The organism is Chryseobacterium sp. S0630, from assembly GCF_024158915.1.
GTDB lineage: Bacteria > Bacteroidota > Bacteroidia > Flavobacteriales > Weeksellaceae > Chryseobacterium.
In genome coordinates, this window is sequence record NZ_JAMZGF010000099.1 from 1 (window position 1) to 10,333 (window position 10,333).

Below are 10,333 nucleotides of genomic sequence, written 5' to 3' on the forward strand. Positions count from 1 at the left end.
AAAAATCATCCTAAAAAAATAATATGGGTAGTTTATAAACAAAAACCGCCTCAAGGAAAATGAGACGGCTTCTTTTTTATTTTTACTTCTTAATGAATTTTAATCGGGTTACCTTTTCTTTATCTTTCAGCTGGATAAAATAAACTCCTTTTGACAAATGATTAAGGTTTACTTGGTGATTTGAAACTCTTCCTTCGTCAATTTTCTGTCCTACGGCATTGTAAATTTCATAATCTGCGGCTTCTGAAATTCCGGAGATATTTAAAACATCAGAGGCAGGATTAGGATAAATTTCCGGCTTTTTAGACTTCAATGATTCTTCCACTCCGAGGGTGAGATCAATAAAATCCACGCCATAATCTTCCACTTCTCCATACGTAAATGTACCACAGGCATCTGTAGGAAACGTTTGTCTGGAAATCACTCTCATTGCTACACCACAACCTCCAACAACAGAGGCTGGCAGCGTAGGATAACCGGGAATAGAGAATATAGATACAGCAGGAGCAGCTGATGTAACATTATTGGCAACCAAAACTCTTTCATTGGATTCAAAAATTCCATTACCGTTAATGTCAATCCATGCCGTTACAGTGATTGAGCCTGGTGTACCTGTCCATGTATGATTTACTGAGATCTTATTCCCCACGCTTCCTACGAGAAATTTAATTCTTCTGTTTACATCCGTCCTGTAATCTGTATAATTAGAAGCTCCGGAATCACTCACCATCGGTGTTGTAATTCCAGTGGAAGTTACTGTCACATTGGAAATATGCATCATCGTGGTATCAGTAGATGCGCTTGTACAGTAATTCAATGTGGTTGCAAAAAATATTGGGTTGGACCATGTTCCTTGAGTAATACATGTTTTTGAGACCTGTACTTCATACACTGTACAAGGCTGCAAACCTGTAATTGTGAAAGAATTTTGACCCGATACGGGTGTACCCGTCATCCAGAAAGTTGTTCCTGGTATTCTATATCTTATCATATTATCCGGAGTATTAGGATCTGCAGTCCAGGTAACTGTTCCCGTGGTAAGCGTTATATTCGACATCTGAACACCCGTTGGAGCATTGGTATCACAATACAATAAAGATTGAGGTTCTTCTTCTATTTTGTGAGTTGCATGAAAGTTGGATATTCCCAAAATAAAAGAGAATACAAAAAGTAGTTTTTTGGTCATGTTTATTAGTTTTAAAATTTCCTTGAAAAATAGTGTATTTTTTCAAATATAGCTTAGACTTTCTCCATACAGCATTGTATTTTTTAATATATTTGAGAATAAAGTGTAAAACACACAGAAACTTCATGCTTTTAATATATGTTCAAAAGTATTTCTACTCTCTGGATTTTTTATAAAAAAATAATAATTCCCACCTTGATATTTTCTTTATTAGCTTCTTGTTTATCCTCTTTCAGTATTGAGAATTTCGGACTGAGTTTTCTTTTGATTTCTCCTGTCCTTCATTATTTTATCTATGAACTCAGGTTTAAAAATGAATATTACTTTTATGCCAATTTAGGATTCTCCAAAATTTTCCTTTGGGGATTCACAGTATCTATCTGTATGATTGTCAAAATAATAACAGGAATTCTATGAGTAAGCTTCATATTGACAGCATCACCAAGTCTTTTAAAGAAAATAAGATCCTTCAGGATATTTATTTGGCATGTGAAACCGGGCAGATTATTGGAATTCTGGGCAGAAATGGTGTTGGAAAATCGACATTATTAAAAATTATTTTCGGAACTATAAGTAGCGATACCCAGTTTATAAGGTACAATGATAAAGTTCTGAAAAGCATTTCCGACAGAAAAAACAGAATTGCCTACCTGCCACAGGATACTTTCTTGCCAAAATACAATACCATTAAAAGCTTAATTCCTCTTTTTTGCAATAAGAAAAATACTGATCTATTATTCACTTCAGATCTGATCCGTCCTTTTTTGTCAGAGAAACCTAAAAATCTTTCCAGAGGTGAGCAGAGAGTCATTGAAGCTTTAATGATTATTTATTCCGAAGCGGATTTTATTTTACTTGATGAACCCTTCCACAGTCTTTCTCCGAAAATTTCTACAGCATTGAAAACAGCAATCATTGAACAGTCTAAGTATAAAGGATTCATTATTTCTGATCATAATTATCAGGAGGTTCTCGATATTTCACACCAAATATTTCTTCTTCGTGAAGGCTATCTGAAACAAATACAAGATTTAAAAGAACTGCAACGGTATAATTATCTTCCGAAAAGCATTTAATTTATATATTTGAGGGATCAAAAAATTTTCATGATGACTTTCATAAATAAAGCATTCTATTTATCCGCTTTCAGTATTTTATCTATTGCCTTTGTAAAAGGGCAGACAAAAGTTCCTTTTGGAGTTGTAAAAGCTGAAGAAGGATATGCCAACGTACGTGTACATAAAGACGATTACCGAAAAATTGTAGACAAGATCCGTATGCGTAAAGGAGATGTATTTGTTTATGTAAAACCAGCTCCCGGAGAAACGGAATGGATCTGGATCAAATATCCTGAGAAACAAGATGACGACAAGCCTTTTGTACGTTATGAAACTCTTGATAAGGAAGGCATGGTGAATAAAGGACGTATTGCCTATGTGGACCAGCTCCCTGCCTACACTCCATCCAGATCTAAAAACGGAAAATCCCTTATTTTTACAGACAATTCTGATCCTAAGATTCCTACTGCCCAAAGAAGCAAAGTGGTGATTGATATTTATCCTTCCAATGCCGGATACCGTAAAAAAGAAAAAGATGCAGAAGGAAAAATTCTTACCATTGATAAAGTAAAACCATGGGGAATCGGAAATGACCTTCCCGAAGGAATGACCGAAATCAAATCCATCAGAGTACAGCAACCCGGAAGAGGTTCTGTTTTTGTAAGAGAAGCCATCAAAAATATGTTCCAGCCTACCATGGATTTTGAGAACATTGGAGTTACTTCCCTTGATAACGATAATATTTTCCTTTATATGATAAACGGTTCAGGAGAAAACAGATACACTACACTCTGGACGATTAAGAAAGGAAGAGTAATCAGCCAGATTATTTTCCATAATCCGGAATAAATTCATTATTTTTGCACCCGAAAAGTTTTACACTTATTCATCACAGAAATTGGTTCTGCATCACTGCAGATTAAAAGGGAACCGTGTGAAAATCACGGACTGTCGCGCAACTGTAAGTAGCTGAAATCTTTATCAAAGATCCACTGTGCGAGGCATGGGAAGGAGATAAATGATGCTACAAGTCAGGAGACCTGCCTTTTTCTTAAACATGTAACTTTCGCGATTTGAAGTTGTATTGATCTGATGGATTGTTTCAGGAATTCTATAAGTTCCTGTCATTATTCTGTTGTTTTAATATCATTTCACATCGCTTTAATTAATAATGATATATGACTACAGAAGAAAGAATTGAAGCATCCGAAACCAGAATCTTTAAAGCGGTTTTCCCTAACACAACCAATCACTATGATACCCTTTTTGGAGGTACAGCAATGCAGCTGATGGATGAGGTAGCTTTTATCACAGCAACCCGTTTTGCCAGAAAAAGAGTGGTAACGGTAAGCAGCGATAAGATCGATTTCAAAAAACCTATTCCTGCCGGAACCATTGTTGAGCTGATCGGGAAAGTTTCATACGTGGGAAAAACCAGTATGAAAGTGAATGTTGAAATTTATACTGAACAGATGTATTCCTATGAAAGAGAAAAAGCAATTATAGGTGATTTTACTTTTGTAGCGATTGACGAATTCAAGAAACCAATTCAGATACTATAAATAATAAAGCATCGGGCGGCCATTGGCCGCCCGATGCTTTATTATATTTTTCATTGAAATTATTTCAGCACTTTTTCTGTTTCCAGACTTTTATTCAATAAAAGCTCAAAAGCCTCTCCCATTTCATCCGATGCTCTGCTGATCGCATTTTCAAGCATATTTCGGATTTGTCTTTCTGTCACTCCAGCTTCTGTCCAGCTTTTTCCGGAAGTATGAGAATTTAAGATAAACGGCATGATTCTATCAATTCCACACGCAAAAATAGCATCAGGAGTTTTCTCATCCTCAAATTCCAGCCATAAATTAAAAAATTCCGAACGCAAAGGTTCATCCAGAATTCCAAAGATTTTCTGGGCCGAAGCTTTCTCTCTTTCAAACTTTCCTACCATTGCTTTTTCGTCAAAAATAAAAGTATCTCCCGCTTCTATTTCTACAAGATCATGAATGGAAAGCATTCTTATCACTCTCAACAAATCAATATCCGCACGGTTTTTAGCATACGGATAAAGGATCTGAGCCAGAATAATAATCTGCCAGGAGTGTTCCGCTGTATTCTCTCTTCGGGAATCATCTGCATTATAATTTCTTCGCTGTACGTTTTTAAGTGCATCTACTGCCAGAATAAAATCAATCTCTTTCTGAATTTTCATCTTACTTCTTATTTCTGTTATATTGATCAGACGGATATACCTTTGTTTTGGTAATCCATTTATTATTTATCTTTTCTTTAGTGGTCACTTTTACAGAGCCTTCAACACTCATATCCTCTTCTTTTTCAAAAACTTTGTCAAGTCCTTTATTCGGAATTACGACATATTCTGTTGTAAAAATATCACAGCAGCCGGACTTTCCATAAGAAATAAGACGTTTACGTTGGGCATCGACATCAAAAATATCCAGACCATTTGAACCCAGCTCTGTAAGTTCCTCGCTTTTTACAAACCCCATTCTTGTTTTGTTGAAGACATATACGTCATAAGATGCCCCGCTATAATTTCCCATATTTCCGTTTCGTATCGCAACATCTTCCGTTCCATCGAAATTAAAGTCATCTATGATCACAGCACGTTGATCTTTTAAAAGTGGAATCAATTTCCCCTGGATCGGTTTTTGACCTTGTTCTGTATATAAAATCAGATCATCAGAAATAAAAGTCTGTACCTTGCTGTTTTTACGATCAAACAGTTCCACAGTTCCCTTTCCTCCACATCTGTCGTCGTAACAATCTTCTATCTGGATGACAGCATCGTAGCTTTTTGATACATTTTTAACCTCAAACTGGTACTGTCCGAAACAGAGTGGTCCCAATAAGAGAAATGCCGATAAGTGCTTGTACTTATTCAAAATATTCATGGTAATAGTAAATGATTTAGGTGTTTTTTTATTTCTAACAAAAATACGAATCATAATAGCGATCTCAAAATCCCGGTATCATTATCTGTCAGAATTACCTTTTCAATAAAAGCCTATTCATAATAAGAAGCTGTCTCCCGCTATCCGCTCATACTCCTCGCTCCTACCCCAAAGCCATAGCTGCTGTGGGGTAACCGCTGCTATCGGGGCTAGGATATGAGTAATCAGTAATGGGTAATGAGTAATAATTAATAAAAGATCATTTTTTTTCTATCAATTTTATTTAAAATTTAAAGATTTTTGAGCCATTTTCTGTTAAAATTCATTTTACTGAAAATTCAAGATAAAATTTATTTGATTGATTTTCAGTATTTTAAATTATTTATTTTAAAAATTTCACTACTTTGTATTGCATAATACCATTTTATTTACATATCTTTGTAATGTAAAATTAGAATAGGCTCAACTAGCTAGGGGCATTTTTCTAAAAATATAACTAATTAACAAAACTTATCAAAGATGAATACCGAAAATACCAAAGCGCAAATGCGAAAAGGAATTCTGGAATTCTGTATTCTAAGTCTCATCAATAACCGTGAAATGTATGTTTCTGATCTTATTGACGAACTGAAAAAAGGAAAACTGGATGTAGTAGAAGGAACCCTCTACCCTCTTCTTACAAGACTTAAAAACGGAGAGTTTCTCTCTTACAGATGGGAAGAATCTACAGGAGGACCACCCAGAAAATATTATCAGATCACAGAAAAAGGAAAACTTTTCCTGGATGAACTTCTCAATACATGGAATGAACTGACAGCCTCAGTAAACCAAATCACCCAACAAAATTAAAAAACAAAGCTATGAACAAGACACTCTCAATAGGACTCGCAGGTTTTTCTTTTACCATAGAAGAACACGCATATATAAAGCTCAGCGATTACCTGAATGCACTGAGAAGCTCACTGGATGCTTCTGAAGCGGATGAGGTAATGCATGACATAGAAATAAGAATGGTGGAGATCTTCAAAGATTCTTTAGGAAAACGTGAAGTGATTAACGATACCGATGTAGAAAAGGTAATCGCACAGATCGGAACTCCTGAGAAGATTGAAGAACAGGAAGAGGCTTATTTTTCTGAAAAAACATCTGCCAGAAAAGAATATTCAGGATCCAATTATACCGATAAAAAACAACTGTTCCGTGATCCGGAAAAACAAAAAGTAGCAGGAGTTTGTGCAGGTTTAGCTCAATATGTAGGAATGGATATTACTACCATGAGAGCAATCTGGCTGGGAATCTTCGTATTAGGAATTTTTACAGCAGCCATTTCCTCTTCTTTAATAGGTCTTTTATATGTAATCCTTTGGATCGTACTTCCAAAAGCTGAAACAGCAGCAGATTTCCTGAAAATGCAGGGAAAGCCTATGAACTTCGACAATCTTAAGAATGAGTCTAATAAATTGGTACAATTTGCCAATGAATCTACTCAGAGGGTCGGAGAAATCTACAACGAAAACAAACCATATATCAACAACGCAAGCAGCGGAATCTGGAATGTATTCAAGTATATTGTAGGAGGTTTCTTTGTACTAATGGCTGTAAGCAGCATTATCGGAGTATTTGTATTATTTGCCCTTTTCGCAATGGATACAGACTTCCCGGGAGCTAATGAAATCAGATTCTACATGGACGATCAGGGACTTGATAAAGTACTGGCTGCCATGATGGTGATCGGAAGTTTAATCCCGGCAATCCTTTTCAGCTTATTAAGCATCAAGATCTTCTCTCCGAAAACAAAACTGAGAAATATCGGATGGGTTGTAGGTGGTTTATTCCTTCTTTTAATCGGACTGGGAACTTACTTCGGAATCAGCATGGCTAAGAAAGATATGATCTACAGAGGAAGCAAGGAAGATGTAGAAAATGTTGCCATCAACACTACTTCAGATACAGTGTATGTAGATGTAAAACAGATCAACATTCCTCAGAATTTCAAAGGTTACAACAATGATATTTATTCTGATAAAAGTACAGTGTATGAAGAAGATTATATCTCTGTAGATGTAACCAGAAAACCAGATATTAAAACACCTTACCTGATCATTAAAAAAGAAGGAAAAGGCTATAACTTCCCTATCCAGATGACAGTTCCTGTAGAAATTGTGAACAACAAAGTATTACTACCTAACTACATCAAATATCCATACGAGCACAGATTCAGAGATTACAGCCTTGATTATGAACTTGTAGTTCCGCAAAAAGCAGTGGTAATCTCTATGAATAAAGACCGTATCCACATGGACGGAGATTTAGACGGAGACGGAATCAATGATGAAGATCAGGACAGAGATGAAGACCATAACAATGTCCGAATTGAAAAAAATAAAATAACGGTAAACGGTTCCAGTATCGAATACAATTCTGATGACAAAGACAGCATCATTGTAAACGGTAAAAAAGTTCCGAACAACCAGGCAAAGAAAGTTATTGATTCTGCAGTGTCTACTATCAAAAAATCAAATAAAGATATGGACATCAAAATCAAAGACGGAAAAAACGAAATTTCCATACAAACTAAATAATTAACTTCAGAGAGTGGTAGAAGGTGTGGGTGGATGGCAACCGTTTGAAATTCACACCCTTCTTCTCTCAGAAAAGTGAAAATAAAACTACATTTAGTTTCTTATGTGAAAAAAAAGTTTTAATTTCGTAAAGCTAAAATTTAATAACCAAACAATCAAAAACACAGCCATATCATGATACAATTTGCAATGGAATTCGTAATGAAAATCGTAGATTTAATTAGCGGTTTGTTTTAAGAGCAATAATATTTCAATATATTTGTAAAGTATAACCAAAGTTTGGTTATACTTTTTTGTTTATAATCCAAGAAATCTATGAAAAAGCTGTTAGGCAAAGCAATGTTAAAAGTATTAGGTTGGAAAGTCGTTCTTCAGGGCGATGTCAACAATCTAAACAGGTGTATCCTAGTGGTAGCACCACATACCCATAATATGGAATACATTTTAGGAAATTTCGCCTATTGGTCTCTGGAAAAACCTTTAAAAATTATCATTAAAGATGCTCACACCAAAGCCTGGTATGGAAGTATCGTAAAAGGACTTGGAGGTATTGGGATCGACAGAAGCCAGAAAAACGATCTTGTAAATTTCGTGGCCAATCAGTTCTCCAAAGAAGATTTCAGTCTTGTGATTACTCCGGAAGGAACCAGAAGCTGGGTACCGAAATGGAGAAAAGGATTCTATCATATGGCTTTGGCAGCAAAAGTTCCTATCGTTCTGGCAGCAGGTGATTTTAAAAGAAATATTGTTTATCTGGGCTATACTATTCCTTACGAAAGAATAGCCTCCGTACCTTTTTCAGAAATCATGCAGGAAATCCAGGACTATTATATCAAAAATGACATTACTCCTAAAGTTCCTGAAAACTGGAATCCTAATATTATGGGAACCGGAAACGAAGAGAATTAGAGGCTAAATTAAATCAATTATTAAAATGAAAGGTCAGACAAAAGAAGAAATATTAGCATTCATCAATAACTGGGGAGATGTAACTCTTGCCAAAACACTTGAAATCAAATTCATCGATATTGATCTCGAAAATGAAACCCTTACCGCAACAATGCCCGTTCTTCCCAGAACTCACCAGCCTTTTGGAATTATGCATGGAGGAGCAAGTTGTGTTTTAGCTGAAACCTTAGGGTCAAGCCTGTCTAATATTTTTATCGATGGCGAAAAATATTATGGTGTAGGAACCAATATCAATTCTAACCATTTAAGAAGCAAAAAAGATGGTATTGTAACTGCTACGGCGCGTTTTATCAGAAAAGGCAAAACAATGCACGTTTCTGAAATTGAAATACGTGACGAAAAAGGAGTTTTGATCAATCATACTACCATGACGAATAATATTATCCACAGGTAAGTTATTACAACATAAAAATAAAGAGCTTAAAATAAATTTAAGCTCTTTTTATTTTGACATCTTTAAGACTAGTAATACCTTTGCAAAAAGGAAAGTTACACTGGAAATTTCCTATAGTATTTCCAGCTGTTGATTTTCAAAATTCCTTCATAGCTCATGATTTATTTCAAACTTCCTTTCGACGAAAGATTACTGTCTGCAGATGAAAAAAATACTAAAAATGCAGTTAACTTTTTTTCTTATAATAGCCTGAATCAAATCAGCTTCAGCGGAGATATTTTTGAAATAAATCCCACTGAATTTGACCAAACTTTAATCTCCAATGAAGCTCTGAACGATGATACCACAAATTCATCTGCTGAAACCAAAGAAGAATACTGCAACACCTTACAACAAGTAATTGAAGTTATCAAAGAAAACAATTTGCCAAAGCTTGTTTATTCAAGAAGGAAGATTTTCACAAATTTTCATACCATCAATTATACAGAGAGTTTCAAAAATTTATGTAAATCGTATCCCAACGCTTTCAGATATCTTTTTAATGATGGAAAAAATGCTTGGATGGGAGCTTTCTCAGAAGTATTAGGAAAGTTTAATAAAACTACTCACGAGTTTGAAACGATGGCCCTTGCCGGCACTCTTCCTGTATCTGAGGAATGGTCTGAAAAAGAAATTGAAGAACAAAAGCCGGTTACCAATTATATCCAGAGTATTCTGACAAATTATTCTGACACCATAGACCAGTCAGAAACATATGACCATATTTCCGGTAATATCAAACATTTACGAACAGATTTTAAAACCAGTATAAAGCCTGAAGATCTTGATAAAATTATTCAGGATCTACACCCTACTCCTGCAGTCTGTGGTATTCCAAAAGATTTTTGCAATGAGAATATCCGTAAATATGAAAAATTTTCCCGTGAATTTTATGCAGGTTATATCAAAGTTGAAACAGATGAGAGTATTCTGTACTTTGTCAATCTGCGTTGTGCAAGACTTTATAAAGACTCGGTACATGTTTTTGTAGGAGGCGGAATAACAGCTCAAAGTGACCCGGAAAAGGAATGGAGAGAAACAGAGTTGAAATCAGAAGCGATATTGAAAAACCTGGTTATTTCCTAATATTTTTAGATTTGACACAGATTTGCACAGATGTTTGTATATATTTTCTTTGCTGAGTGGCAACGCCTTTGCGAACGATTTTAAAGCCATTCATCGTCCTTCTG

11 protein-coding genes and 1 riboswitch are annotated in these 10,333 nt (G+C 35.4%); of the genes, 8 read left to right on the plus strand and 3 right to left on the minus strand.

Annotation, left to right across the window (positions count from 1 at the left end; translation table 11 throughout):
* Positions 1-82 precede the first annotated feature (82 nt).
* Complete coding sequence (locus NK356_RS23595) at positions 83-1,186, minus strand: GEVED domain-containing protein (RefSeq protein WP_253318206.1); 1,104 nt, start codon at positions 1,184-1,186, stop codon at positions 83-85.
* 413 nt (positions 1,187-1,599) lie between these two features.
* On the opposite strand from NK356_RS23595, the gene NK356_RS23600 reads away from it, so the two are divergent.
* The 3 genes from NK356_RS23600 (at position 1,600) to NK356_RS23610 (ending at position 3,806) form a co-directional block, all read left to right on the plus strand.
* A complete protein-coding gene (locus NK356_RS23600) occupies positions 1,600-2,262 on the plus strand; it encodes an ATP-binding cassette domain-containing protein (protein ID WP_253318207.1) in 663 nt (220 codons plus the stop codon).
* 30 nt (positions 2,263-2,292) lie between these two features.
* The gene (locus NK356_RS23605) at positions 2,293-3,093 is read left to right on the plus strand and encodes a hypothetical protein (RefSeq protein ID WP_034699816.1); all 801 of its coding nucleotides are present in this window, start codon (positions 2,293-2,295) and stop codon (positions 3,091-3,093) included.
* 33 nt (positions 3,094-3,126) lie between these two features.
* A riboswitch (cobalamin riboswitch) is annotated at positions 3,127-3,307 on the plus strand.
* Positions 3,308-3,422: 115 nt separating this feature from the next.
* A complete protein-coding gene (locus tag NK356_RS23610) occupies positions 3,423-3,806 on the plus strand; it encodes an acyl-CoA thioesterase (RefSeq protein WP_034699813.1) in 384 nt (127 codons plus the stop codon).
* A 59-nt stretch (positions 3,807-3,865) separates the two neighbouring features.
* On the opposite strand, the gene NK356_RS23615 is transcribed toward NK356_RS23610, so the two are convergent.
* Both NK356_RS23615 and NK356_RS23620 read right to left on the minus strand, forming a co-directional pair.
* Positions 3,866-4,456, minus strand: coding sequence for an HD family hydrolase (locus tag NK356_RS23615; RefSeq protein WP_034699810.1), 591 nt, complete (start codon positions 4,454-4,456; stop codon positions 3,866-3,868).
* 1 nt (position 4,457) lies between these two features.
* Positions 4,458-5,159: a hypothetical protein gene (locus NK356_RS23620; RefSeq protein ID WP_253318208.1), complete on the minus strand. Its 702-nt coding sequence runs from the start codon at positions 5,157-5,159 to the stop codon at positions 4,458-4,460.
* Positions 5,160-5,678: 519 nt separating this feature from the next.
* On the opposite strand from NK356_RS23620, the gene NK356_RS23625 reads away from it, so the two are divergent.
* The 5 genes from NK356_RS23625 (at position 5,679) to NK356_RS23645 (ending at position 10,229) form a co-directional block, all read left to right on the plus strand.
* Complete coding sequence (locus NK356_RS23625) at positions 5,679-6,008, plus strand: PadR family transcriptional regulator (protein ID WP_002977573.1); 330 nt, start codon at positions 5,679-5,681, stop codon at positions 6,006-6,008.
* Between the two features lie 11 nt (positions 6,009-6,019).
* Complete coding sequence (locus tag NK356_RS23630) at positions 6,020-7,741, plus strand: PspC domain-containing protein (protein WP_034699807.1); 1,722 nt, start codon at positions 6,020-6,022, stop codon at positions 7,739-7,741.
* 315 nt (positions 7,742-8,056) lie between these two features.
* A complete protein-coding gene (locus NK356_RS23635) occupies positions 8,057-8,650 on the plus strand; it encodes a 1-acyl-sn-glycerol-3-phosphate acyltransferase (RefSeq protein WP_034699805.1) in 594 nt (197 codons plus the stop codon).
* Between the two features lie 25 nt (positions 8,651-8,675).
* Positions 8,676-9,104, plus strand: a complete 429-nt coding sequence (locus NK356_RS23640; RefSeq protein WP_002977570.1) for a PaaI family thioesterase — start codon at positions 8,676-8,678, stop codon at positions 9,102-9,104.
* Positions 9,105-9,260: 156 nt separating this feature from the next.
* On the plus strand, positions 9,261-10,229 hold the full coding sequence (locus tag NK356_RS23645) for a chorismate-binding protein (RefSeq protein ID WP_034699802.1): 969 nt from the start codon (positions 9,261-9,263) through the stop codon (positions 10,227-10,229).
* Positions 10,230-10,333: the final 104 nt, after the last annotated feature.